We start from the raw sequence: 25,542 nt of genomic DNA on the forward strand, positions 1-25,542 counted from the left end.
AATAAAAAATTCCTTTTTAGCCTTAAGACGAATACCCTAGCCTCGACCACGCTGCACATCAAACCCATCCGAACCGCCATAGCCAAAACTCACCTGACGGCGGCACCACGGACAACTGACTTCTTCACTAAAACCGTCATAACACATTAATTGACCACAGCCACACATGGCAAATGCGGTTTCTGCCAAACAATGTGGGCACTCAGGCGTGCCTTCAAGCAAAGTGGTATTGATTTGCTGTTGGTGTTGGCTTTGATCTGACCAGGTAAAATAATCCTCATCAATTTTGCAGCACTCTTTCAGTTGGTAGTGATACAAATTGAGGTTAATATCTAAGTCTTTAGGGGCCTGATACTGAATTTCACGTTCAAATTTCATCAAATAAGGGCGATTTAACTTTCCACAACGCCCAACAAAAGTTGCACACTGCTCATCCAGCAAAGTTCGTGGCTGAACATCTTTAACCAGACGCATATAGCGCTCATCCAAAGGCGGTAGATGTTGCTGCTGTTCACCATCTCCCACACTTTTACTTTGCGCGACGACTGAGGCACTGATCCATTGGAAGAACTTTTGGAAATCTTTTTCATTCAACTCATCAAAGGCTATACAGTGTTCCGTCAGTTGCTTTAAAGTGTGATAATCGACATTTCTACCCATTCCCAGTGCAATCAGTGTACAACGGCGGGCATACTTTTTTTGCCAGCGATAAATTGCATCCTTGCATTCATCGGTTGGTCGCCCATCTGTAAATAAATATACGACTGGCTTCCAGTCACCTTTGGTTTCTGTTGTGGTCTTAATCAAGTGACGATCAAACTCATTCATTAAATGTTCCAGCGCTTTACCTAAGTGTGTACCACCGCCCAAAGGTAATTTCACTGGATAATAAGCAAACACTTCCACCAAAGGCACCAAGGTACGCACAATTCCCGCAAAGGCAATCATTGACACATATACTGTTTCCAGGGCATAAGGGTCTTTGCGTAACTGCTGCATGATGAGTTGAATACCCTGCTGCATCTGCTCAATATTTTTCCCCACCATGGATTCAGAACAATCCAACACAAAAAAAACAGGTAAACGTCGCATCTAGCTGAATATCCTTAATAATTTATACCGTTATTTATAAAACCAGTTGCACTTCAGGCGGTGGTGGTGGCAATGAAATCGAGCTTGAAATGCCTGCACTGCTGCTGCCTGCCACCACACTTGCCGATACCCATTTGAAGAATCCTGAAAATGATGCAGCATCCATGGTATCCAATACCACAACTTTATCTGTCAGTTGCAATAAATGTTCAGTTTTGGCTTTGGGCCCTGCCGCACAGGCAACAATACTGGCAAAGTTTAATTGCTGAATCACAGGAACTGCTTGCTGATATGCATACACATCTGAGGGTGAGCCATCTGTCATGACAAATAATAAAGGTCTCCAGTCCCCTTTAATCTCATCGCTACTTTTTTGAATTTGCTGGCTCACTTGTTCTGCCAACAACTCCAGAGCAGCGCCCATAAAGGTTGCCCCTGCACTTGGCACATCAATATTGTTCAATTGAACCTGATCGAGTGGGGTCAGTGGCAAATAGACCTTTGCCTCTAAATCAAAAGTAATGATACTTAAATGCACACTTTCCAGTGCATAAGGGTCTTGCCGTAATGCACTAAGCATCGACTGCAATCCAACATTCACGGAATGAATTGGCTCTCCTCGCATTGACCCCGAAGTATCCAATAAAATATAAACAGGCAAACGGCGCATTATTATTTTTCCTTATTTTCAGTATATTATTCGCTTTCTTTTTTTAACATAATTTTTTTGGTTCTACTATGCACCAGCCCTTAATTACTTAAAATAAATAGACAATTCTGTATGTTTAATAAGTATTTGCAACAAGCAGTTAGATAGAAACCACAAGCCAAATATTAAATTTAAGGGGACTCAAGCATCAGGACTTGAGTTGAATATTCTGTAACTCACCATCAAAGGTTTCAATTAAACTTTTAATGGCAGGTTCCTGCTGTAATAACTCAACAGCCCGATGAAACGCCTTTTCCTTACGCATGACCTGCATGGTAAAAGGTGTTATCGAATCAATATCTTGATATTGCACATTAAACTGCGTATTCGGCCACTGTGACTTAAGTGCATCTTCCAACGCCTGCCTTAATTGTGACAACATGCCCTCGTATTTCTGCGGAATATGAAACACAGATGAGCCATTAATATGCCCCTGCATGATGCCATGCTGTGCCAACTCCTGGACGGCTGGCGAAAGTTCACTATTTCTAAACCAGTATTCCCATTTATCCAGATTCCACTCACCCTCCAAAACCTGTTCACGAAGTTTAAGAATATCTTGAGGCATGAGATTAGCTTGGTCTGCCAAATGCATCGTTTCAACCTGTTGAACTACATCAACCACAGGCATGGCAAATTGGTTGTCAATTTGCTGTTCCGTAGCAATAAATGTTTCTTCAAACAATTCAGGTTCAGCCTTAACGTTTGGCTCAGGTGCTTGATTGATGATTTGTGTAACTTCAGTTTGTTCCTCTACGGGAAAAATCAATACCTCATCTGATTCTTTGAATTCACTGGAATGAGCATTTTGCTGATGGATAGCTGAATGATCCAACCCAATCAGTTGCCCATCCGCTGCATCAAAAACCATAACATTTTCATTCTGAATAATGCGTTCAGGTTCAGGTTCAGGTTCAGGTTCAGGTTCAGGTTCAGGTTCAGGTTCAGGTTCAGGTTCAGGTTCAGGTTCAGGTTCAGGTTCAACACTAACCATTTCCTGCTGAACCACAAGCTGTTCTTCAACAATAGTAACTTGCTGCAATTGCTGAATTTCTGCTGGACTTGGCTCAGTTGAAACGACTTGCTGATGAGAAACTACAATATTTTGTGGGTTTGTGCCCCCAACAGTAATTTCACCAGCAGATAACGGTCTAAATGCGAGCAAACGCAAGACACACATTTCAAAACCTTGCTCTTGCGTGACTGCAAGTTGCAGATCAGATCGTCCCTTACATGCAATCTGATAGTAAAGCTGCAAATCCTGAGCAGAAATCAGTTTGGACAAATGTAGAATTTTTCGATTGATTTCTTCACTGTATTTCAAGGCAAGATCAGGCAGATACTGCAACAACGCCAACTCATGCAAGGTTGAAACCAACTGATCCAGAACCAGAGAAACATCTAAAGCCTGTTGCCTAAACTGCAACAACAACTGGCTGACATGCGCTTGTTGGTTGTGATGAATTGCTAAAATCAGGTCATAAATAATGGTTCGGTCAATCAGCCCCAGCATGTCTTTGACATCTTGATGATGTACAGCTCCCTGACCATAGGCAATGGCCTGATCCGTTAAGGATAATGCATCACGTAATGAACCCTGTGCCGATTCAGCAATTTGCCAGATCGCATCCTGATCAGCTTCAATATGCTCTTTATTTAAAATTGCGGTTAAATGCGTGGTAATCTCATCAACAGCCAAAGGACGCAGGGTAAACTGCAAACAACGAGAAATCACCGTAATGGGTAATTTCTGTGGATCGGTGGTTGCAAACAAGAACTTCACATGCTCTGGCGGTTCTTCCAGCGTTTTTAATAAAGCATTAAATGAATGCGTTGAAAGCATGTGCACTTCGTCAATCAGGTAGACTTTGAAGCGACCCTGAGTTGGTGCATAAGGAACATTGTCCAGTAACTCACGGGTATCTTCAACTTTGGTACGTGACGCAGCATCAATCTCGATTAAATCAATGAAACGCCCTTCATTCACGGCCTTACAGGTGGCACAAACTTCACACGGCGTTGAGGTCACACCCGTTTCACAGTTCAGGCACTTGGCTAAAATACGGGCAATTGTAGTTTTACCCACACCACGTGTCCCTGTAAATAAATAAGCATGATGCAATCGTCCACGTTCCAATGCGCTGGTCAACGCACGGGAGACATGATTCTGCCCCACTAACTCATTGAAATTACGTGGACGGTATTTTCTTGCCAATACTTGATACATGAATACTCCTTATAGCCGCTTTAGCATACTGTGTTTTTAAGAAGCTGTGAATGAATCCCGAACTGATTGATCAAAATTAGGGTTTGTTGGCTGTGATACAAGGCTTGCACCGCCTTTCAACTCAAGGGACAATACACGTTATTGATTTATTTTTGGCTTCATCATCATGTCACAACCTTTAACGGTATTGGGCGGTATTACCGCAGAACAATTTTTAACTGAATACTGGCAAAAAAAACCACTGCTGGTGCGTAACGCAATGCCCGAAATTATTGGACTCATCGAACCTGATGATGTCAGGGAGCTGGCATTGGAAGAGCAAGTCAGCGCACGTTTGATCCGTCAAAAAAACAAAAAACCAAATGAATGGCACGTTAAATCCTCACCTTTAACCAAAGGTGATTTTCAAAAATTGCCAAATTTATGGACAATTTTAGTACAAGCGATTGATCACTATTCCTTTGATATTTCAGAACTGTGGAAAAAATTTCCTTTTATTCCCCAATGGCGGCGTGATGACATTATGGTGTCCTACGCACCTAAAGGAGGATCAGTGGGCAAACACTTCGACTTTTATGATGTGTTTCTGGTGCAGGGACATGGTCATCGCCGTTGGCAGTTGGGTCAAATGTGTGACGAATCAACCGAGTTTGTGCCAGATCAACCCTTAAAATTATTGCCTGAAATGGATGTTCATTTTGATGAAGTTCTTGCGCCAGGCGACTTGCTCTATGTACCACCTGGACTTTCCCATTATGGTGTTGCGGAAGATGAATGCCTGACCTTTTCGTTTGGTTTCCGTATGCCTAACCTTGCACACATGATGGATCGGATCAGTGACCAGTTTGCAGAAAATAGCTTACTGAAAAATCCCTTGCTGGATATTCCCCGCCAGCAGGCCACAGCAATTGGCGAAATCAACCATACCGAATTTAGCTATTTAAAAAACCAGTTACTCGATTATCTCTGTCAGGCGCCTGAATTTGATGCTGCAATTATGGCATATATGAGCGAAGTCAAATATCCAGACAATATTCCTGAACCAGAAGAAATTGAGGCAAATGAGCTCATTGAAATCATAGGTACAGGCTATGAACTGATGCTGGAACCAGCCATGAAACTACTTTACAGACAGCACAATGGAGTATTGGAGTTTTGGGCAAATGGCGAACCTGTTTGTGTTTCCGAAGCATTTGAGAAACAATTGCAGCAACTAGCCAATGGTGAAAGCCTGATATTTGATGAACAGTTGAATCATATTGAAATACTGGAAGATATCGCCCAGTTGCTGAATGATGGCATTTTAATGCTGTTACCACCCAATTAAACTTGAAAAGTATAGCTATTAAATGAATCACTAAAAATGAGGGCCTGCAAAATATCAAAGGCCCTCATTAATCCAATACGACCCAAAAACCTGTTTTTGATAAGAGCTACATTTTATTCCCTGAATTAGAATAAGACTTACGCATTGACGGATTCAAAAAAGTATTAAACTAGTGGCTCTAGACTAGCAGAATACACGTAGACCACTTCAAAAGAAAAGTCATCTGAAAAGATGAACATAAAAAAGCCCTTGTAAATACAAGGGCTTTTTTAATATTTGGCAGAGGATCAAGGACTCGAACCTTGACGAACGGTTTTGGAGACCGTCATGCTACCATTACACCAATCCTCTATAACAGCATGATCAAATCATAACGACTTAACCATAAAAAAAGCAAGTTATCCTTGCTTTTTAAATTTGGTGGGGGCGAAGAGACTCGAACTCTTACACCTTGCGGCGCTGGAACCTAAATCCAGTGCGTCTACCAATTTCGCCACGCCCCCGATGGATGTGTATATTAGAGATAAACGTTTCTGATGACAAGCCCTTTTTATAAAAAACCATGCATCTGAAACTTAATGCTTTTTTAATATACAGATAAAAAATTACGGCAATAAAAAAGGGACTCCTAAAAAATCCCTTTTAAATTTGGCAGAGGATCAAGGACTCGAACCTTGACGAACGGTTTTGGAGACCGTCATGCTACCATTACACCAATCCTCTATAACAGCATGATCAAATCATAACGACTTAACCATAAAAAAAGCAAGTTATCCTTGCTTTTTAAATTTGGTGGGGGCGAAGAGACTCGAACTCTTACACCTTGCGGCGCTGGAACCTAAATCCAGTGCGTCTACCAATTTCGCCACGCCCCCGATGGGTATGCATATTAGTGAGAAACATCCTTGATGACAAGTGTTTCTGTTAAAAAAAACCAACCAAATGAACATATAATATTCAAATCAAGTATTTATGTTTATTTTTACAGCAAAATAGTCGAGTTTAGACAGTCTTTTGCATCTGAAACCAACTTAAAACGCTGTTCAACCTGCTTCTGCATCAACCCATTCAGCAATGGCAAAAAGCATTCAAGCTGTTTAGGAAGCTGAATTTGCATTTGCTGGCAATGCAATACCGCCCAATTATGGTAGGTCTTGGCCTGTAGCCTTGTTTCAGTGAGCCATTCATAGACAATAATACCAAAAGCATATAAATCACTCTGAACTGTTTTCCTTTCTGCATGAAAAAGCTCTGGCGCCATATAGTGCGGTGTGGCAGTTAAATTCTGGGTTGCATGAGGTGATTTAAAGCTCTGCTCAAAATCAATCAGCTTACAGCTATTTTCATAGCAACGGAAATGTTCAATTTTAAGGTCGCCATGCACCCACCCTAGTTGGTGCATATTTTCCAGTGTTTCCAATGCCCTTAATATTTGCTGTTGAATTATTTGCACATCGCTGGGCACACAGTTAAAAAAATTTTCTGTATCCACCAGAATCAGCCCTTTTCCAGTGGAGGCAAGTTCATGAAACGGCGTGTTTTCTTTAAACTGAATGATTTGATGAGGAACAATAAATTGCTTTCTGGAGATTGAATTCTGCTGATAAAAATCCAATTCATGCAGAAAAGCATGTTCCAAAACGTGATAACTATGGGCCTGATGAAATTTAAGCCAATATTTTTGCTGTTCGATCTGGAATGTATATAAACGCCGTCCAAAGGCATAACTTTGGGGTTTGGTTTTTAATACAAGATCATCCAACGGAAGTTGCGAATCAAAGGTCCACGTAATAAAACTCATTCTGCTGCTTTTCTGCCTGTTTGCGCAATGATGCCAAACAATGTTCAATGGTTTTACCAATACGCGCATGGGTTTCAATAGAAGCGATTTTAGGCCAGGTCGCCCGTTCACCCTCCTGCTGCAAAATCTTAAACAACTTGGGACGAGGGTTCTTGAGCATATAACCATAGTGGCGCAGTCCATATTTGGCAATAATATTGACATCCCCATAATAGCGCTGTCCTAAAATACCATAACCATGATCCAGGGCACGGCGAATCGGGAAAAATCTTCCCACATAATGGCGGGTTAAATCCATCACATCCAGTGCAATGGTTTTACCCTGATGACGGATAATCCGCTCAGGCCAGCTCAACACATCATTACGATAACGCTGTAAGTCACTCTGCATAAATGGAACAATATGCGGATTCACCTGACTAGCAATGGTGTAGTTGATATTATACAAACGAGCCATTTTTTCTTGTGGAAAATCACTACGCATACTCCCATCCACCCATTTGGTGTTTGACATATAGGGCGTATGCTGTCCATCGTAGCGCTTGCTGGTCAGATGAACGGGTGGAAACAGAACAGGAACCGCGCAGGAAGCCATCACCGCACTCCAGACCAAAGCATTCGGCGCAGTCAAGGCATTGAGGATAAGCGGGTTTTGTGATGCATTGTAAGGTGCAACCGCAATATTGATATGCAGACCAGAACGCTGATACGCCTCTGCAAAGGTCAGGTCTCCCATATTGTGAATCAGGAATTTTTTAAGGTACATCACATCGGCAATACCGCCATGCCCCTTAATGAGTTCCATCACCTTTCTAAAACGAAATGCTTCATGAAAGAAATGCTTTCCTGTCAATAATTCTGGAATTTGATCAGCGGATGAGGTACCCAACATCCCCGTCATGATTGCGCCCGCACTTGAACCTGACAGCACTTTCGGCAACAGGTCCTGTTCCAGCAATGCCTTACACACCCCAGTATGAAACAGTCCCAGAGTTGCGCCACCAGAAAGCATCAAGGCAGGCTGACCATAGGCTTTCTGACATTCCTCAAAAAACTGGATTTTCTCCTTGAGCTGAAACGTTATACATTCGCTGGATGCCAAATAACGCAAACAGTCACTCACCTCATCCACATAGTTTTCGATAATTTTTTTGGTGCCGATATACGTTTCAGCAAACAACATGGGATGGCCAATATTGGCAAAATCGTAGGTTAGTCCATCCCTCAATACATAGATCAGGTCAAGGGTACGGTGATGCAGCCGATATCTTTTTAGCAGGTTGTAACGCCTGGATAAAACTTCAGCATCAAAATAAGGCGATTCATTGTCATATTTCCATACTTCCCTGCCTGATTCCTCGTCCAATTTGAGTGCAATTTCCCTCCATTCTTCATAAGAGCTGGCATGTTGTAATTGCTCCTGTAACACATCTATCCTATATGTTTGATATGTATTCTTTTTTTCTTGGACATTATTTAACATTCGTTATCCTGATGTGCATCATGTTTTTCTAATCCTGCACCTATACAATGCAAAAACCTATTGTAACAATCAAGGGTAAAATCAGCTTATTTCCATATTCTTGATGATATTTTCTTTATTTTAACTATAGCAGTGATAGTATCCCTATTTATTGATCACTGAGTTTGGTTTGATTTATGGCTATCCTTGATTTACCCGAATCTATTCTCCAGTCATTATCCAGTGTTTTAACACAGCTCCAGCAAGTCCTCCCCGCTCCAAGACAACCTACTGATTTTTCAGCAATTGCTTTTCGCTGGGAAAATCAGCAACTGGTCGCAATTCAACAACCTAAAAAAATGTATCTGGAAGATTTAAAAGGAATTGAACGCCAAAAAGACAAGATTATCCAAAATACCTTGCAGTTTTTAAATGGTTTCCCCGCCAATGATATTTTGCTGACAGGTTCCCGTGGTACAGGCAAATCCTCCATTGTACGTGCCCTGCTCACGGCGTACTCAGCACAGGGTTTACGCCTGATTGAAATTGAACGTGATGATTTATCAGATTTACCAAAAATTCAAAAACTGATTGCCGAGCGCCCAGAAAAGTTTATTGTCTATTGTGATGACCTGGCCTTTAATGCGGAAGATGAAAATTACCGTAGTTTAAAGAGTGTTTTGGACGGTTCGCTGCAATCTGGTTCAACCAACTTCGTTATTTATGCAACCAGTAACCGCCGCCACCTATTGCCTGAATTTATGCACGAAAATACACCAGTGCGCAAGGTTGATGTTCCGCAATATACCGAGTTGCATCCACAGGAAGCGATTGAAGAAAAAATCTCACTTTCTGATCGTTTTGGACTATGGCTTTCATTCTATCCAATGGATCAACAGCTCTATCTGGACATTGTGGAACATTATATTCGAAAAGCTGATCTGGAATATAATGACACAGTACGGGCTGAGGCACTGAGATGGTGTCAGGCACGAGGACAGCGTTCAGGCCGTGCGGCATATCAGTTCTCAAAACACTGGATCGGTTCGCAGCAATTAAAAATGGTATAATTACTCAAATAAAAAGCCATCAATTGATTAAGTTGACAAAAACAACTAAACATGCGAAAAGACATTTTTGGTTAAACGATGTTTGCACATGCCACGGATTGTTACCGTCCCACTCAGCTTAGAACAGCGTGCACAACTAATTCTCTTGACCAAGCATGCAGCACATTGGCGTGAAAGACAACGTGCCCAAACCATTCTCTGGCTTTCCGAAGGTAAAACTGTTGCCGAAGTTGCTGCGTTACAAGAGCGTATCCCAGAAACCATAAGGCTACAACGCCGACATTGGGAGCTACATCAGTTTGAATCGATTCAAGAAGGTCATCGCTCAGGCCGTCCCAATACACTGACCTCAAACTATCAGGCTCAAATCTTAGAGTGGGTCAACACAAGCCCACTCAATGCAGAACAAATCCGAGTCAAACTGCATGAAAAACACGGTGTATCGGTGTCTGTTGAAACTCTTCGCAAGTTTTTGCGAGATTCAGGCATGGTCTTCAAACGCACCCGACACAGCTTGAAAAAAAAGAGACCCGACCGCATTTGGACAAGCGCAACAGCAGATTGAAGCATTACGTGAGCAAGCGGCACGTGGTGAAATTGTATTGGGCTATGTGGACGAAACAGGATTTTCGGCTACGCCAGATAACCGTTATGCATGGACAAAGATAGGCGATGTTCATGCGGTTGATGCTGTAAGACTAAAGCGAGTTAATGTGATGGGTTGTCTGCTGTCAACGGGTCATCTGATCACCAGTTGCCTACAGGAGTCCGTTAACAGTCGCTGGTTTTATGCCTATTTGATGGGTGTAGCAGCACAGGTGAAACGCAGCTATCAAGTTCCTTTGGTGTTGATTGTTGACAATGCCTCGATTCATCGCAGCAAACAGATGGTAGATTGGCGCAAGCTTCTTGTACAAGAGTATTCAACGACTTTGTATTTTCTACCTGCGTATAGTCCTGAGCTGAATAGAATTGAGATGGTTTGGAAGCAGATGAAGTATAACTGGCGGGATTTTAAGGTGATGAAGGCAGATCAAATAGAGCGTTGGGTTGGGCAGATTTCAAAGGGTTTTGGTAATGAATACATGTTTACTTTTTAGTTGATACTTATTATTCAGAAATTAAATCTCGATGCAGAAAAATAAATTTTCTCTGCATCAATTTTTTATTTTATAGATTATCAATATTCTTTTGCTAATTTTTCCAATGTGATAAGCATTTTCTTCACGACAGCTCTTTTATGTTGCAACATATTCTTGATATTAGCTGGATTGAAACCTGTCAGTTTTGCAATACCTCGACTAGTCATGTATTCACCAGTTTTTTCAAAGTGCTTTTCACTTAACTCTGTTTTGGCATTAGAGAAACGAACTGCCAGCTTATAATCGTTAAATTCAGACCAGGCACCTGTTTTATATTCCTGAAAATCAAATTCATTCTGATGGGCAGGTTTGTCCCGAAGAATATTGTTCAAGCGATTGACCACAATTTTTTCCTCACTGTCTTCTATCAATTGATAAAGTTCAGTTTCCTCAAAAGTTCGCCCTAAAGAAATATCCTTTCTAAACTGCTCAATCACTTTATCATTTTTTTCTTTATTTTCATTGGATTGAATAAGATTTAGAATCTTAAACAAAGACTCTAATCGACCACAGGTAAAAACATAAGAAATTTTCAACTTCTGAACTCCGCTAATGAGTTTTAGCTCATCAAAATAAATAATTTATCCAATACTTTAACACAATAGCGTTGACTCCAAGCCATTGCCATACATATAAATAATGGTTTGATTTTTAAATAAAATAAGAACGTAAACCGATCTAAAGCCTATCAACCAACAAGAATCATCAATTCAATTTTCAGGTTGGTTGCAACTCAGTCATCGGCCATCTTGGCGTTGTGGTGACAGCCAAACCATCATGCTGCCCAGCCTTTAAACGTTGATAACCTGCGAATGCAATCATTGCGCCATTATCGGTACATAAGGCAGGTTCAGCATAATAAACCTGCGCCTTAATTTTTTTCAGTGAGGTTTCCAATTGCTCACGTAAACGCAAATTTGCACTCACCCCACCTGCAATCACCAAACGCTTTAAACCTGTTTGCTTTAAGGCTTTAACCGATTTTTTAACCAATGTATCGACAATTGCTTCCTGAAAAGAGGCAGCAACGTCAGCATCACGGTTTTCTTCACCCAGTTTTTTCAACTGCACAGAAACCGCTGTTTTTAAACCACTAAATGAAAAATCCAAACCTTGATGCAACATTGGACGAGGAAACTCAAATGCCAGGGCATCCCCTTGCAATGCAAGTTTTGCGATGTTTGGCCCACCTGGATAAGGTAGCTTCATCATTTTTGCGACTTTATCAAAGGCTTCACCTGCTGCATCGTCAATTGACTCACCCAGTAATTCATATTGACCAATACCGTAGGCTGCCATCAACTGTGTGTGCCCACCAGACACCAATAATGCAACAAATGGAAATTCTGGTGGAGTCTCTGAAAGTAATGGTGCAAGCATATGCCCTTCCATGTGATGTACACCAATTGCAGGCTTATTAAAGGCAAATGCTAAAGTACGACCAAACAATGCACCTGTCATCAAGGCACCCATGAGTCCTGGACCACGCGTATAGGCAACCGCATCAATCTGGTTTTTCTGAACACCACTTTGTTCAAGCAGTTGATTGATCAGGGGAATCATTTTACGGACATGGTCACGTGAAGCAAGTTCTGGTACGACACCACCATATTCAGCATGCAGTTTGATCTGGCTATATAAAACCTGTCCACGCAAGCCGAGTTCACTATCATAGAGTGCCAACCCAGTTTCATCACACGAAGTTTCCAAGCCCAAAACAATCATTTAACTGCCTTTACATCGTTTAAAAATAATGTCGGGGCTATTATAGACTTGTGATCTGAGTTGTAAATGAGTAAAATAGTGCACTTCACTTGTGATCTGGCGTAATGGTACGTTAGGTCTATCCCATCATCTTAGAGGATTTTACATGCCACAAGTTAAATTGAAAGAAGGCGAACCAGTAGACGTAGCTATCCGTCGTTTCAAGCGTTCATGCGAAAAAGCGGGTGTTTTAGCTGACGTTCGTAAGCGTGAGTTCTATGAAAAACCAACTCAGGAACGTAAGCGTAAAAAAGCTGCTGCAGTTAAGCGTTATCAAAAGAAATTGACTCGCGAATCTGTACGTACTACTCGCCTTTACTAATTAATTTGTGACTGACTGCTGATATGACCACTTTAAAAGACCAGATTACCGACGTATTAAAATCATCTATGCGTGCCAAAGACATGGCAACGGTAACGGTTATTCGTGGTGTACAGGCAGCGATTAAGCAAATCGAAGTCGATGAGCGCATTGAGCTTGACGATGCTCAGGTTCTTGCGGTCATTGAAAAGCAAATTAAACAACGTAAAGAATCGATCAAGGCCTTTTCTGGCGCTGGTCGAGATGATTTAGCTAGTAAAGAACAAGCCGAAGTTGAGGTTATTTCTCAATTTCTACCAGCCGCTATGACTGAGGAAGAACTTGATTCTATCATTGAGCAAACGATTGCTGCTCAAGAAGCTACTAGCATGAAAGATATGGGTAAGGTGATGAATTCTCTACGTCCGATCATAGCCGGACGTGCCGATCCTGCACAAGTTTCTGCCAAAATTAAAGCAAAATTAAGCTAATTAGCTTAAATCCTCTTTATTTATATCCGCTATTTATTTTAAAACTGGATTCATTTTAACAATGAACCCAAAGTCTTTCTATTATTTAAAATCACACTGAACATTATATTTGGCAAGCATCTGCATCTCTTTAGACTCAACCACTTGTTTAATTAAATCCTGCTTGGTCATACTTGCATATTGTGGTGGTAATGATGAACGGTTTTGTTCAATTGCACCTGACATATCCTGAATATAACGCTGGTTAATGCCACAATATTTAGCTTGTTGCTCAGGACTAAATTGAGTGAGCTGAGGGTCTAGGCTACGCAAGAATCCACGCAAGTCCTGTGCATAGCTTTCCCTGATTTTATGTACAGCATTGACATATTGCTCAATGGATGCAGCAAAACTGTTCCCCATACAACCAGTCATCAAAATAATAAAAACAAACTTCTTCATAAATCTTTTAACTTCATCAATGAATATGACTTATCACTAGCATTTTATCTTAATTCAATAAAATCTGGCTTATGTTCAGTAAAAAATTCTTCTTTCGGTGCTGGAAGATGCCCCTCCGTCACCGCTCCCAAACGCAAGCGGATGATATGGGGTAAATCGGTACGATAAGAATAGATTGGACTGGCACAATGTTGTGCAATAACACAAAATACTATTTTCGATTTCCCCACATAGACACTGCCCTTTAATCATTTCTATTTCTCCTAATTTTTAAATTTTCATACGGCGATCATCTTGCATCTGTTTCAAGCGTGAGTCAATTTTTGCTGACATTGCCAAGTTACCTTTTGCCAAACGTTGGGCATGTAGCATGGATTTAATCGCATTTTCTTCATAACCAGACCAATATTCAGCTTCCGCACGATAGCACAACACATTTACCGCTTGCAGTGGTGAACTTTTATCCAGATTAGTCGCCTGCTGTAAAAGCTGCCATCCCTGTATATCACGCTGATTTTTTCTTATAAAGCGCTGTACCAGAGTTTGTGCCTGATCAATCTTGCCTTGGCGGATTAAAACCTCAACCAACTTATAGGATAAAGCCCGATTTTCAGGCATGGTTTTTTGTAGTGAACTCATGCTGTCATATGCCTGATCGAACTTGTTTTGTCCCAGATAAATATCGGTTTGAATCAGGGGAATCAGAATATGCGATTTTAATTTTATCTTGACCAGATCAAGGTTGGACTGTGCCTGAGTATAGTCCCCCTGCATCAGATAAAACTTGCTAAGCGCCAATAAGCCCGCGATATTCTTCTGATTGGCCAGTGCCTGTAACTGGATTTCTGTCGCCTGATTTGAGACAACCTGTGTGTACCATTTTAATATGTCAAAATCGAGGTCATAGATTTTAGACCTGACTTGAGGCAACTGATTGGCACGTAACCGCGCCTCACTCATACGTTCTGTAGTAAGTGGATGGGTAAGCCAGAAATCAGGCAAAAAGCTAACTCGACTGGTTGCCCGATGCATGGTTTCAAAATAATCAGCCATGCTTTGCGGATTGTAGCCTGCCGCGTACATAAACTGCATGCCGATACGGTCAGCCTCACGTTCCTGATTCCGACTATAGCTGAGTTGCTTGTCCATTAAAGCAGCCTGCGTTCCAAGCATGACGGCGGAACCCACATCACTATCTGCCTGTGAGGCAATCGCAGCCCCGACAATAATACCAGCCAAGGCCAATAGCCCCTGTCCCTTAAATGCCTCTTGCGAACGGCTATAATGTCGTTGTGCAACGTGTGCTATTTCGTGCGCCATTACCCCTGCAATCTCATCAAGATTTTTTGCTGAGGTAATGAGTCCCGTATTGAGTGCAAATAAGCCACCTGGTACAGCAAACGCATTGATCTGAGGGTCTTTAATAATCACCAGTCCAATCGGTTGCCCTAGTTGGGTTTGGCTTAAAATACCTGAGAATACCTGTAGAAATTGATCTTCTAGCCATGCATCCTGAATGGTGGGCATCTGGCGATGCACTTCACGATATACCTTTTCACCAATGAGCTTTTCTTTTTGTTGATCAAGCAGACCAATACCGCTTCCAATGTCAGGCACTTCTGTTTGACCCATATTTTGCGTAGGCAAAAAAATCTGGGTATGGCTGAGTTGGGTAGTGGCAAAAAGGCCACATGCGAGCAATAAAGATCTCAAGTGGTTTCTCTAAGGTATGAATAAAAAATGACTATAGCATTGAAAATAGGAGAAATTTGCAACGAAGTGTTATAAAAGGCAGGAAAATCCCGCCTTAGTTTATATTTTTGAAATCAACCAAATTATTTGTTATTCGCATAGCGTTGGTCAACGCTAAATTTTTCAGGATGCTTTGCATTGATTTCAGCATAAAATGCCATGATTTCAGCCATATCCTGTTCATAGTTTCCTGTTGGATAGACAATTTTTCCAACCCCTGTTTTTTTCTTGGCATAGTCCATATAAGCTAAAGCAATCGGTACGCCTGCCGTCATGGCGACATGGTAAAAACCCGTTTTCCACTGTTCCTGTTTTGATCGAGTTCCCTCAGGTGTGACCAACATGACTAATTTAGGGTCTGTTGAGAATTACCGAGAGTTAATTACACTCGCACACAATTGAATCATGGCTTCAAAACTCGTATCTGTTTTACAACTACGCATCGCTATACGTTTAAATTCTTTTAACTTACAGAAATAGTTTTCAATGAGATGACGCCATTTATACATAGTCGTATCAAATGCTCTCATTACTTTTCGATTAGATTTGGGTGGGATCACCACTTTCACTTTACGTTCATTGAGTTCTTGGATGAGCCAATCTGCATCAAATGCTTTATCCGCTAGTAATGCTTGAAAATCAACATCTTCGATTAAAGGTTTGGTTTCTACTAAATCGTGATATTGACCAGGCATTAATCGAAACTTAATGAGGTTACCTAGACTATCCACTAAGGCAAGAATTTTACAGGTCATTCCACCTCGAGATTTACCTATAGACTGTTTGAAAGTCCCCCTTTTGCACCTTGCCCATGTCGATGAACTTTAACAATCGTTCCATCAATCATGGCGTATTCCAAATCAACATCTTCATTTACAGATGCAAAAATAGTTTCAAATACACCAGCTTTAACCCAGTCACGGTATCTTTTAAAGACGGTATTCCATTTACCAAAATGAGCAGGTAGATCACGCCATGGACTGCCCGTACGGGCAATCCATAGGACTGCTTCTAAAAATAATCGATTATCTTTTCCACTACGACCTCGATCGGTCACTTTACCTAGGCAAAAAGGTTCCATTTTTGCCCATTGGGCATCAGTAAGTATGTATCTATCCATAGTACTATTATAAATTAATCAGTAGCCTTTGTTAATTCTCAACAAGCCCTAGGATGTGTTTTAAACAGGTCACTCATCAGTTGAACCATGCTTGGACGTTCCTGCCCCGCTTGCTTCACACGACGGTCGATCCCGATACCACCCATTGCACGGACAAAAGGCCCAAATGGCAGTTTCATGTAGCTGTCTTTAATGGTTAGACGCACATTGACACCCAAGGCTTTCAATGCCAAACGCGCATATAAAGCATCCCAGTTACTGGTATGCGGGGCGGCAATCATGACACACTGGTCCACATTGAGGTCCCAGTGATTATCCAGTTCCCACCCCATTAAATTTAAACTTTTCTCAGCCAATTTCTCAAACACAAGCAGACACCCCAAAATAAATTACAAAGGGCGCAATTGTATCAATATTCACCAGTTTAAAAAGATGCTGTAGCTGAATAATTCAGCAATAAATTTGTAAGCATTTATTCAAATTTTGGATTGACAAGATAACGGGGTGTACGATCTTCTAAAGCATCAATTAGGTTCTGATAGGCCAGATCGACCATTTTTTTGCGTGTTTCGGCGGTGGCTGAACCAATATGTGGCGCAGTCACAACATTTGCCAGGTCAAATAATGCAGAGCTTTGTAATGGTTCTTTGGCATATACATCCAAACCCGCAGCAAAGATTTTATTTTGCTGCAACGCATCAATAAGCGCATTTTCATCAACCACCGAACCACGCGCAATATTGATAAATACAGCATGTTTCTGCATCAGGTCAAACTGCACCTCTCCAATCAGTGCCTGTGAATCATGATTTAAGTCAACCGCAACCACAATAAAGTCAGACTGCTGTAGAAGCTGGTCTAAATTACGATATTGCGCATTGAAAGCCTGGGCCACCTCAATTTTTTCACGGCGGTTATGGTACAGAATATTCATGTTAAAGCCATAAAAGCCACGTCTTGCAATGGCTGCGCCAATATGGCCCAGACCAATGATTCCCAGCGTTTTACCAAATACATCCACACCAAATTGTTCAGTCGAAACGGTACGCTTCCATTGCCCCTGTTTGGTCCATGCATCCAGTTGTGGAATCTTACGTGCTGCACTCAAAAGTAAGCTAAAGGCTAAATCGGCGGTGGTTTCGGTAAGCACATGCGGGGTATTTGCCAGCCAGATTTTTCGCTGATTTAGATAATTCACATCATAATTGTCATAACCAACGGAGACGGTCGAAATAATCTTGAGTTTTTGTGCAGGTGCCAGATTGCTTTCATTGAGTAAACGTCCTGCACCAATCATGGCATCGGCATCAACCACTTCAGTACGGATTTGCTCATTGATCTCACCGAGTTTTGGGTTGAGCACTACCACCTGATAATTTTGCTGTAACCGTGCTAGAACATCTTGATCTATTTGACTGAATACGACAACTTTCTTCATTGTTACAATTCCGATCTTTTATTGCATCAGTTGCCACAGTCGTCTTTTTAATAAAGGCTGGGCAATCATTTCTTCTAAACTTGCTAAATGTAGAATATTAGAGTGCTGGATAAAATCGAGATGACCTAGACATAGAATCTTTTTATTCATGGCAGTCGCATCCAGAAAGCCCTGAATATAGGAGGGCAAGCCGCGGCTTTCCTGAAAATCAGCCAATGGAAAAGGCCATTTTAACTCGGCATAATGCCCCAGTTTCGCTTTCTGAATATTGTGCCAGAGTTGTTGCTGTGTTTCATTGAATCGACTGCTTTCCACCAGGATTGCACAGCTTTCCAGAATATACATTTGCAACTCAAAGCTTTGGACCTGTGTTGTGACAATAACCTGCTCTTTGTCAGACATCATCTCAACAGCTTTGGGTTTCACAATGATTTCAGCATTATTCCGCGGTTCAACCATCGTGATCGGCTGAACTGGTTCATGCTTTATTTGCAGCTCAGGCTTGTTTTGTACTGGCGTTTCGAATTGTATTGGCAAGGACTGAATCTGTTCAGGCTCTTGATCTCGCCATAAGCTCGGCGCGATATTTTTTTCGCATACGACTTCTCGAGGAATCCAAACATCTATTCCCAAAGTTGCCAATATGTTTCGCTGCCGCCCGATCATCTTCGCTATTTATTCCTTTCATCTATCAGGATGTGTCATGTTAAAAGTATTTATAACATTACTTTCAATTCCTCATAGTCTAGCATAAACCACTCCACCCTAAATGGCTTGCTTTTGTGCAATCACATCATTGGCAAGGGCAACTTCTTACACGCTGTTGGATAAACAGCTCTAGATAATTTAAATATACCTATATCAAATCCATGAATAAATAAAAAACCGAGTTAATCGCTTAACTCGGTTGACTATCCATTCTTGAATAGGTGTTATTTTTTCTCGACCTTGAAACTATCCTTTAAATCAAGAATACGGTTAAATACAGGTTTTGCAGGAACATGATCATATTGGTCTGCCACAAAATAACCTTCACGTTCAAACTGGAACCGATCTTCTGGTTTTGCCTGTGCCAAAGCTGGTTCAATCACCGCTTGAACGACTTTTAATGATTCAGGATTTAGATTTGCCAGGAAATCATCATCGGCATCAGGTGCAGCTTTGCTAAATAAACGATCGTAAATACGAACTTCGGCTGGAATACCTTTTGTTGCCGATACCCAGTGAATCACGCCCTTAACCTTACGTCCTTCAGGATTTTTGCCTAAAGTTTCAGGGTCAATTGAGCACTTCAATTCAACCACTTCACCGTTGGCATCCTTAATGACTTCATCACATTTAATCACATAGGCATGGCGTAAACGCACTTCACCCTCTGGAATTAAACGTTTGAAACCTTTTGGTGGCACTTCTTCAAAGTCTTTACGGTCAATATAGATTTCACGTGTCAAGGGAATCACACGCTCACCCATATCCACATTCGGATGACGAGCATGGGTTAAATCGAGTTCTTCTGGCAAATTGGTGAGCGTCACTTTTAAAGGATTCAACACTGCCATACCACGGGCTGCGGTGTTTTCCAGAGACTGGCGAATACAGAACTCCAGCATTGCCACATCCACAATACCATCGGTTTTTGACACACCCACACGCTTACAGAAATCACGCAAGCCCTCTGGGGTAAAACCACGACGACGCATCCCCACCACAGTTGGCATACGCGGATCATCCCAACCATTGACATAACTCCCCTCAACCAGCTTACGCAGCTTGCGTTTAGATGTGATGGTATAGTCAATGTTTAAACGCGATGATTCGTATTGGCGTGGCACAGCCTGAGAGTGCACTTTCTCAATCACCCAGTCATAGAACGGACGATGGTCCTGAAACTCCAGGGTACAGAGTGAATGGGTAATACCCTCAATTGCATCAGACAATGGATGAGCATAGTCATACATTGGATACATTTTCCACTTGTCACCTGTCTGGTGGTGTTCTGAGTGCAACACACGATAAAGGATTGGATCACGCATGTGTACATTCGGGCTTGCCATATCAATTTTGGCACGTAAAACCGCTTTACCCTCGCCCAATTCACCATTACGCATCTGCTCAAAACGAGACAGGTTTTCTTCCACCGTCGCATCACGGTATGGCGAATTTTTACCTGGCTCCACAAAGCTACCGCGGTTCAACTTGATTTCTTCAGGTGTCTGCAAATCCACATAAGCATCGCCCTGTTCAATCAATTGAATAGCCCATGCATAAAGCTGGTCAAAGTAGCTTGAAGCATAGCGAGGTTCACCATTCCAGTGAAAACCCAGCCATTTCACATCGTTGGCAATGCCATCCACATATTCCTGCTCTTCAGCATCAGGGTTGGTATCGTCAAAACGCAGGTTACATACGCCGTCAAACTCTTCGGCAATACCAAAGTTCAAACAAATTGCTTTGACATGACCAATATGCAGATAACCATTTGGTTCAGGTGGAAAACGTGTCACCACTTTCTGGGTGCGGCCATCTTTTAAATCATCGGTAATCACCTGACGTACAAAGTCCAAGCCTGCCTGTTGTTCTTGCTGCGCAGCATCGACAGAGGCATGAGTATTCGGTGTCGGGGTCTTTGGCAGTTCTGAAACAACATCATTTGGCTTCATAGGGTGTAAATCACTTCTTACGGTAAAAAAATAGAACATAAAAACGCAATCTTTGCTTTTTATCAAAGATTTTAACGTTTTTTACTTGCCTTGTAGTTTACAGTTTGCTTATGCTTCTCTCAACCAAAAACCCATGGTCACAAGCCCATGTTTAGGAGATTAATGTAATGAGTTTTCCTCAAGTCGAATTAAATACCAATAAAGGTCGTATTGTTCTTGAGCTTAACGCTGAAAAAGCGCCAAAAACGGTTGAAAATTTCTTAGAATATGTACGTGACGGTTTCTATGACGGTGTGATTTTCCACCGTGTGATTGATGGTTTTATGATCCAGGGCGGTGGCATGGACGAAAACTTCAAAGAAAAGGCAACCCGTGACTCAATCGAAAATGAAGCAGACAACGGCTTAAGCAACGATGAAGGCACCATTGCAATGGCACGCACCCAGGCGCCTCACTCTGCATCTGCCCAATTCTTCATCAACGTTAAAAACAACTCTTTCCTGAACCATACAGCACCAACTGCACAAGGCTGGGGTTATGCGGTATTTGGTAAGGTTGTTGAAGGCATGGACGTTGTAAATGCAATTAAAGGCGTACGTACAGGTAACCGTGGTTATCACGCAGATGTTCCTTTAGAGAACGTCGTGATTGAATCTGCTAAAATTATCTCTGAATAATTTGATCCAACAGGATTCTTTGTGACCCATCTGTTTATATCAGATTTGCATTTGTCACCTGATCACCCTCGACTGGTTCGAGGGTTTTTAGACTTACTAAAACAATATCAAGATAAAAACACCCAGCTCTATATTTTAGGTGACTGGTTTAACGCATGGATTGGGGACGACTACACCGCCCCTTGGCTAGATGAAATCGTTCAGGCTTTAAAAGAGTTCAATCAGGCAGGCAATCAGGTTTATTTTCAGGTCGGTAATCGTGATTTTGTTTTAGGAAAAAATTTCCTCAACCAATTTAATGGAATCCTACTCCCTGATGTCTATACGCTGGAAATTAACCATCAAAAATTCCGTCTGGAGCATGGCGATGCCCTATGTACTAATGACATTGCCTATCAACGCTTTAGAAGCGTAATCCGCAATCCAGTTCTGCTGAGTTTATTGAAACGGACCCCATTAAGCTTTAGACAGAAACTTGCCAATGGTTTCCGTAAAAAGAGCAGTGAAACCAAACAGCTCAAAAACTATGACATCATGGATGTGAATGCCCAGGCTGTAGATTCAGTGATAGAACAGGTGGATTTTTTAATTCACGGTCATACCCATCGTCCAGAAATTCATTTGTTGGGCAATAAACAGCGTATTGTTTTGGGTGACTGGCGAGCAGACTCTGCATGGATTCTAGAAATTAACGAACAAGAAAATAGTAGCCTGGATTTTAAAAAGTGGCTCTATTGACCTTTGCTCCATTCGACTTTATCTATATTTAAATCACATTTAGACACTTTTCATACCTGCTAGATCCAGTAAAATAAACTGATTTTTTTATTTTGGTTAATCATAAATGGATTCCCTACACACCGCAAAAACACGTTACACCACCAAGGCATACGATGCGAGTAAAAAGATTCCAAAAGAACAGTTTGAAAAATTATTAGAAATTTTACGTTTCAGCCCCTCTTCGGTAAATATTCAACCCTGGCATTTTCTGATCGCAGAAACAGATGAGGCAAAACAACGTATTGCAGCAGGTTTAACAGGTGGCTATGCTTATAATGCCGCAAAAGTGCTCAATTGTTCACATACCCTTGTTTTCTGTACACGTACCGATATTTCCAATGAATATCTTGAGCAGTTACTTGAACAAGATGATGTCAGTGGCCGCTTTAAGGATGAGGCAGCAAAACAGGGACAAAAAGATACCCGTTCGGGTTATGTTGAGTTTTACCGAAATGAATTGAAGAACCTTTCAGCATGGATGGAAAACCAGACTTATATCGCCCTTGGACAACTGTTATTCGCCGCAGCCCTTGAACACATTGATGCCACACCAATGGAAGGCTTTGACAGAAATATTATTAATCAGGAATTTGGTTTGGCTGAAAAAGGCTTGAAAGCCTCCGTAATTGTGGCTTTGGGCTATCGTAGCGAAAATGATTTTAATGCGAAGCTACCCAAATCACGCCTTGCGAATGATGTGATTTTTACCCGTTTATAATCATCATAATGATTGTGGTTGTTTGTAAGGGCAGATAACCATCTGCCCAAATTAAACTGTGTTCTGCTGGAATGAGAACATTAACCGCTACAACATCATCGCTTTTGCCAAACACAATACAGCCAGTACTCCACATACTAGACCAATCCATGTATAGGCTTTAAGCCGTTCCCGAAACAGCACCACCCCACTAATTACCCCAAAAATCACCACAAGAATGTTCATGCCTGCAAACACAATCGCTGGTGTGTCTTTCAACATCATATGTGCTTTCACATACAGGGCAATATTGGCAAAATTGATTGCACCAAGGACTAGACCTGCAAAAATATTCTTGGGCTGCCAATTCGGCTGGGTGATGGCGAGATACGCAATTGATAAAACAAACGCCACAATGAAGATGAGATTTAATGTGACTGCAAACTGTAGACCCAGGCTACTGCTATATTTAAGTAAGATATCAACCGCAGCATAACCTGCCCAGACACAAAACAGAAATAGGGCAGATTTTAGATTTAGGCCTTGTGTGGCTTTCTCCGCCGCCTGCCCAAGAATAATGAAAAAAATTGCCACCACACCTAAAGCAACGCCAATCAGCTTTAACAGGCTAAACTGCTCACCAAATATAAAATAGGCAGCCAATAAAGAAAGAATCACTGCCAAACGCTGGGCAATCTCCGTTTTCACAATACCCGCAAACTGCAATGACTTGGCTAAACATAGAAAGATGCTAGGTAACAACACCGCCAAAATTAAAATCAGCCACCACGGCGTATGTTGCCATGAAACATGGGTGATATCCGTTTTAAACCAATAGGCGCATAACACACTGGCACTTAAATAGTTCCACGCAATCATTTGCCAAACATCAAAACCTTTTTCTTTCAGATATTTCAGCAAAATTGACACGATAACGCTGCAACAGGCAGCCGCAACAATAATTTCCATGAGATCTATTCTAGCTTTTTAGACATAAAAAAATGCCAGTCTGAAAACAGACTGGCATTTTTTAAAGATCATCAATCAATTAACGATTATTTTCGTCTTCTTGACCATCTTCAAATTTAGTTTCGCCGTCGAAACCGCCCTGACCACCGAAGCCGCCCTGATGACCGAAGCCACCCTGACCACCGAAGCCACCCTGACCAACGAAGCCGCCCTGACCACCGAAGCCGCCCTGACCACCGAAGCCGCCCTGACCACCGAAGCCGCCTTGACCACCGAAGCCGCCCTGACCACCGAAGCCGCCACCTGTAGCCTGACCACCACCAAAGCCGCCAGCAGCACCCTGTGCAGGGAAGCCACCAGTGCCCTGAGCACCAGCTGGACGTGGATTGCGTGCAGGAACGACAGTCGAAATCGCATGCTTATAAACCATTTGGCTTACTGTATTTTTAAGTAAAACCACATATTGGTCAAAAGATTCAATATGCCCCTGTAGTTTAATACCGTTAACAAGGAAAATAGAAACTGGAATACGTTCTTTACGGAGAGAATTTAAGAACGGATCTTGTAAAGTTTGACCTTTAGACATTTTTAACTCCAAAAAATTTTAAATCAGCGCAAAAAAACTATCTTTATTTTTTAACTAAAAATTATAAAAAGACAGCCTGCGAATTTTGCGTTATCAAAAGAAGTTTCGCAAGTCTTCTTTCGCCTGCTTTATCGTCACATAAGTTTTAAAATCGTGTAATTCTTGCAAAGAACGTAACCAAGTGTATTGACGTTTGGCAAGTTGTCGTGTCGCAAATAGTGCTCTAGTCTCCATTTCAACCCTATTTTTGAGACTCAAGTCACTTTTCAATAAAAAATCTAAAGCTTGACGATAACCTACAGACCGCATAGCGGGTAAATTATCATTTAAATCGTATTTTTTAATTAATTCCTCTACTTCATTTAAAAAACCAATATTCCACATCTTGCTCAATCTTTGCTCAATGCGTTGATGTAATTCTAACCGATCTGGCATAAGGGCGTAGTTATAAAAATTGTAACGATATGGTTGATTTTTAGGTTGTTCTGCCTGTAGTTTTGTTATTGGTTCACCCGTAATTCGGTACACTTCCAATGCCCGAATAATACGTTGCCGATCTGAAACCTTAAACTTTTGACCTGCGATGGGATCAACAGCAACCAGTTCATCATAAACCGCCTGCCAGCTTTCCTGTTCAGCCTTGGCAATAATGGTATCACGAATCGCCTGATCCGCATTGGGCAGGTTATCGGCAAGTCCCTCAAGCAGCGACTTGAAATACAGCATGGTTCCGCCGACCAGAATTGGTGTCTTGCCCCGTGCGTGCATATCGTCAATCAAGGGGCAAACATCTTCAACAAACTGGGCCGCCGAGTACACTTCCAATGGTGTAATAATATCAATCAAATGATGTGGATATTGTTGCTGCTCTTCTTTAGTCGGTTTCGCCGTTCCAATGTCCATGTCTTTATAAACTAAAGCTGAATCCACAGAAATCAGTTCAAAATTTCCACGCTCATACAGTTCACATGCCAAAGCGGTTTTACCACTTGCGGTAGGCCCCATTAAATTAATCACGGGCAATTGATTTGACATG

General features: G+C 41.7%; 25 protein-coding genes, 4 tRNA genes and 3 pseudogenes. 9 read left to right on the forward strand and 23 right to left on the reverse strand.

The window, feature by feature from the left end; genetic code table 11:
- Positions 1-36: 36 nt before the first annotated feature.
- From F988_RS08215 to dnaX, 3 genes are all read right to left on the reverse strand, one after another.
- Positions 37-1,092 (reverse strand): TerY-C metal binding domain-containing protein, encoded by a 1,056-nt coding sequence (locus tag F988_RS08215; RefSeq protein WP_004682427.1) that lies wholly within the window; start codon positions 1,090-1,092, stop codon positions 37-39.
- Between the two features lie 34 nt (positions 1,093-1,126).
- The gene (locus tag F988_RS08220) at positions 1,127-1,762 is read right to left on the reverse strand and encodes a vWA domain-containing protein (RefSeq protein WP_004679788.1); all 636 of its coding nucleotides are present in this window, start codon (positions 1,760-1,762) and stop codon (positions 1,127-1,129) included.
- Between the two features lie 187 nt (positions 1,763-1,949).
- Positions 1,950-4,028 (reverse strand): DNA polymerase III subunit gamma/tau, encoded by a 2,079-nt coding sequence (gene dnaX / locus F988_RS08225; RefSeq protein ID WP_004682428.1) that lies wholly within the window; start codon positions 4,026-4,028, stop codon positions 1,950-1,952.
- A 166-nt stretch (positions 4,029-4,194) separates the two neighbouring features.
- Here dnaX and F988_RS08230 point away from each other — a divergent pair, with 166 nt between their 5' ends.
- Positions 4,195-5,355, forward strand: a complete 1,161-nt coding sequence (locus F988_RS08230; protein ID WP_004682430.1) for a ribosomal protein uL16 3-hydroxylase — start codon at positions 4,195-4,197, stop codon at positions 5,353-5,355.
- Between the two features lie 277 nt (positions 5,356-5,632).
- Here F988_RS08230 and F988_RS08235 read toward each other — a convergent pair.
- The 6 genes from F988_RS08235 to F988_RS08260 all read right to left on the reverse strand — a co-directional run bounded on the left by F988_RS08235 (position 5,633) and on the right by F988_RS08260 (position 8,639).
- Positions 5,633-5,706 (reverse strand) — tRNA-Trp (locus F988_RS08235).
- Between the two features lie 67 nt (positions 5,707-5,773).
- A tRNA-Leu gene (locus F988_RS08240) sits at positions 5,774-5,858 on the reverse strand.
- Positions 5,859-6,004: 146 nt separating this feature from the next.
- Positions 6,005-6,078 (reverse strand) — tRNA-Trp (locus F988_RS08245).
- A 67-nt stretch (positions 6,079-6,145) separates the two neighbouring features.
- A tRNA-Leu gene (locus F988_RS08250) sits at positions 6,146-6,230 on the reverse strand.
- A 107-nt stretch (positions 6,231-6,337) separates the two neighbouring features.
- Positions 6,338-7,156 (reverse strand): protein kinase domain-containing protein, encoded by an 819-nt coding sequence (locus F988_RS08255; protein WP_004682432.1) that lies wholly within the window; start codon positions 7,154-7,156, stop codon positions 6,338-6,340.
- Complete coding sequence (locus F988_RS08260; protein ID WP_004682434.1) at positions 7,131-8,639, reverse strand: DUF3336 domain-containing protein; 1,509 nt, start codon at positions 8,637-8,639, stop codon at positions 7,131-7,133. The genes F988_RS08255 and F988_RS08260 overlap by 26 nt, the downstream gene beginning before the upstream one ends.
- Before the next feature lie 176 nt (positions 8,640-8,815).
- On the opposite strand from F988_RS08260, the gene F988_RS08265 reads away from it, so the two are divergent.
- From F988_RS08265 to F988_RS08275, 3 genes are all read left to right on the forward strand, one after another.
- Complete coding sequence (locus F988_RS08265) at positions 8,816-9,688, forward strand: ATP-binding protein (protein ID WP_004682436.1); 873 nt, start codon at positions 8,816-8,818, stop codon at positions 9,686-9,688.
- A gap of 88 nt (positions 9,689-9,776) precedes the next feature.
- Complete coding sequence (locus F988_RS08270; RefSeq protein WP_004677047.1) at positions 9,777-10,253, forward strand: helix-turn-helix domain-containing protein; 477 nt, start codon at positions 9,777-9,779, stop codon at positions 10,251-10,253.
- Positions 10,249-10,788, forward strand: coding sequence for an IS630 family transposase (locus F988_RS08275; RefSeq protein ID WP_126038012.1), 540 nt, complete (start codon positions 10,249-10,251; stop codon positions 10,786-10,788). The genes F988_RS08270 and F988_RS08275 overlap by 5 nt, the downstream gene beginning before the upstream one ends.
- An 80-nt stretch (positions 10,789-10,868) precedes the next feature.
- Here F988_RS08275 and F988_RS08280 read toward each other — a convergent pair whose 3' ends face one another.
- Together F988_RS08280 and tsaD are read right to left on the reverse strand one after the other, a co-directional pair.
- Positions 10,869-11,366, reverse strand: coding sequence for a hypothetical protein (locus tag F988_RS08280; protein ID WP_004682438.1), 498 nt, complete (start codon positions 11,364-11,366; stop codon positions 10,869-10,871).
- Positions 11,367-11,547: 181 nt separating this feature from the next.
- Complete coding sequence (tsaD, locus tag F988_RS08285) at positions 11,548-12,555, reverse strand: tRNA (adenosine(37)-N6)-threonylcarbamoyltransferase complex transferase subunit TsaD (protein ID WP_004682440.1); 1,008 nt, start codon at positions 12,553-12,555, stop codon at positions 11,548-11,550.
- A 145-nt stretch (positions 12,556-12,700) separates the two neighbouring features.
- Here tsaD and rpsU point away from each other — a divergent pair, with 145 nt between their 5' ends.
- The gene (gene rpsU, locus F988_RS08290) at positions 12,701-12,916 is read left to right on the forward strand and encodes a 30S ribosomal protein S21 (RefSeq protein WP_004652785.1); all 216 of its coding nucleotides are present in this window, start codon (positions 12,701-12,703) and stop codon (positions 12,914-12,916) included.
- A gap of 23 nt (positions 12,917-12,939) precedes the next feature.
- Positions 12,940-13,386, forward strand: coding sequence for a GatB/YqeY domain-containing protein (locus F988_RS08295; protein WP_004677044.1), 447 nt, complete (start codon positions 12,940-12,942; stop codon positions 13,384-13,386).
- Between the two features lie 81 nt (positions 13,387-13,467).
- On the opposite strand, the gene F988_RS08300 is transcribed toward F988_RS08295, so the two are convergent.
- The 9 genes and pseudogenes from F988_RS08300 to F988_RS08340 form a co-directional block, all read right to left on the reverse strand.
- Positions 13,468-13,827 carry a hypothetical protein gene (locus F988_RS08300; protein ID WP_004682442.1) on the reverse strand — a complete coding sequence of 120 codons (360 nt, stop codon included), beginning with the start codon at positions 13,825-13,827 and terminating at the stop codon, positions 13,468-13,470.
- Between the two features lie 44 nt (positions 13,828-13,871).
- A pseudogene (locus F988_RS14630) lies at positions 13,872-14,079 on the reverse strand (hypothetical protein).
- Positions 14,080-14,097: 18 nt separating this feature from the next.
- On the reverse strand, positions 14,098-15,480 hold the full coding sequence (locus F988_RS08305) for a M48 family metalloprotease (RefSeq protein ID WP_228127231.1): 1,383 nt from the start codon (positions 15,478-15,480) through the stop codon (positions 14,098-14,100).
- Positions 15,481-15,662: 182 nt separating this feature from the next.
- Positions 15,663-15,947 (reverse strand): annotated as a pseudogene (locus F988_RS08310) (1-acyl-sn-glycerol-3-phosphate acyltransferase); the annotation flags it as partial.
- A protein-coding gene (locus tag F988_RS14635) for an IS5 family transposase (RefSeq protein WP_112987637.1) occupies positions 15,948-16,699 on the reverse strand; the annotation gives its coding sequence in 2 pieces (ribosomal slippage) (positions 15,948-16,363 and positions 16,363-16,699; 753 coding nt in all).
- Positions 16,700-16,746: 47 nt separating this feature from the next.
- Positions 16,747-17,067 (reverse strand): annotated as a pseudogene (locus F988_RS08325) (1-acyl-sn-glycerol-3-phosphate acyltransferase); the annotation flags it as partial.
- Positions 17,068-17,171: 104 nt separating this feature from the next.
- Positions 17,172-18,137: a 2-hydroxyacid dehydrogenase gene (locus F988_RS08330; protein ID WP_004682450.1), complete on the reverse strand. Its 966-nt coding sequence runs from the start codon at positions 18,135-18,137 to the stop codon at positions 17,172-17,174.
- An 18-nt stretch (positions 18,138-18,155) separates the two neighbouring features.
- Complete coding sequence (locus F988_RS08335) at positions 18,156-18,803, reverse strand: hypothetical protein (protein ID WP_004682451.1); 648 nt, start codon at positions 18,801-18,803, stop codon at positions 18,156-18,158.
- 266 nt (positions 18,804-19,069) lie between these two features.
- Entirely contained in the window at positions 19,070-20,797 is a 1,728-nt protein-coding gene (locus F988_RS08340) for a glutamine--tRNA ligase/YqeY domain fusion protein (RefSeq protein WP_004682452.1), read from the reverse strand.
- A 167-nt stretch (positions 20,798-20,964) separates the two neighbouring features.
- Here F988_RS08340 and F988_RS08345 point away from each other — a divergent pair, with 167 nt between their 5' ends.
- The 3 genes from F988_RS08345 to nfsB all read left to right on the forward strand — a co-directional run bounded on the left by F988_RS08345 (position 20,965) and on the right by nfsB (position 22,972).
- Positions 20,965-21,474, forward strand: a complete 510-nt coding sequence (locus tag F988_RS08345; protein ID WP_004677029.1) for a peptidylprolyl isomerase — start codon at positions 20,965-20,967, stop codon at positions 21,472-21,474.
- A gap of 21 nt (positions 21,475-21,495) precedes the next feature.
- On the forward strand, positions 21,496-22,212 hold the full coding sequence (locus F988_RS08350; RefSeq protein ID WP_004682453.1) for a UDP-2,3-diacylglucosamine diphosphatase: 717 nt from the start codon (positions 21,496-21,498) through the stop codon (positions 22,210-22,212).
- 106 nt (positions 22,213-22,318) lie between these two features.
- A complete protein-coding gene (nfsB, locus tag F988_RS08355) occupies positions 22,319-22,972 on the forward strand; it encodes an oxygen-insensitive NAD(P)H nitroreductase (RefSeq protein WP_004682454.1) in 654 nt (217 codons plus the stop codon).
- An 87-nt stretch (positions 22,973-23,059) separates the two neighbouring features.
- Here the strand turns inward: nfsB and F988_RS08360 are convergent, their stop codons facing one another.
- The 3 genes from F988_RS08360 to miaA form a co-directional block, all read right to left on the reverse strand.
- On the reverse strand, positions 23,060-23,920 hold the full coding sequence (locus tag F988_RS08360) for a DMT family transporter (RefSeq protein ID WP_004682458.1): 861 nt from the start codon (positions 23,918-23,920) through the stop codon (positions 23,060-23,062).
- A 79-nt stretch (positions 23,921-23,999) separates the two neighbouring features.
- Entirely contained in the window at positions 24,000-24,506 is a 507-nt protein-coding gene (gene hfq, locus F988_RS08365; RefSeq protein WP_004682460.1) for an RNA chaperone Hfq, read from the reverse strand.
- A 93-nt stretch (positions 24,507-24,599) separates the two neighbouring features.
- A complete protein-coding gene (gene miaA / locus F988_RS08370; protein WP_004677019.1) occupies positions 24,600-25,541 on the reverse strand; it encodes a tRNA (adenosine(37)-N6)-dimethylallyltransferase MiaA in 942 nt (313 codons plus the stop codon).
- Position 25,542: the final 1 nt, after the last annotated feature.

Source organism: Acinetobacter parvus DSM 16617 = CIP 108168 (genome assembly GCF_000368025.1).
In the GTDB taxonomy this organism is placed as follows: Bacteria; Pseudomonadota; Gammaproteobacteria; order Pseudomonadales; family Moraxellaceae; genus Acinetobacter; species Acinetobacter parvus.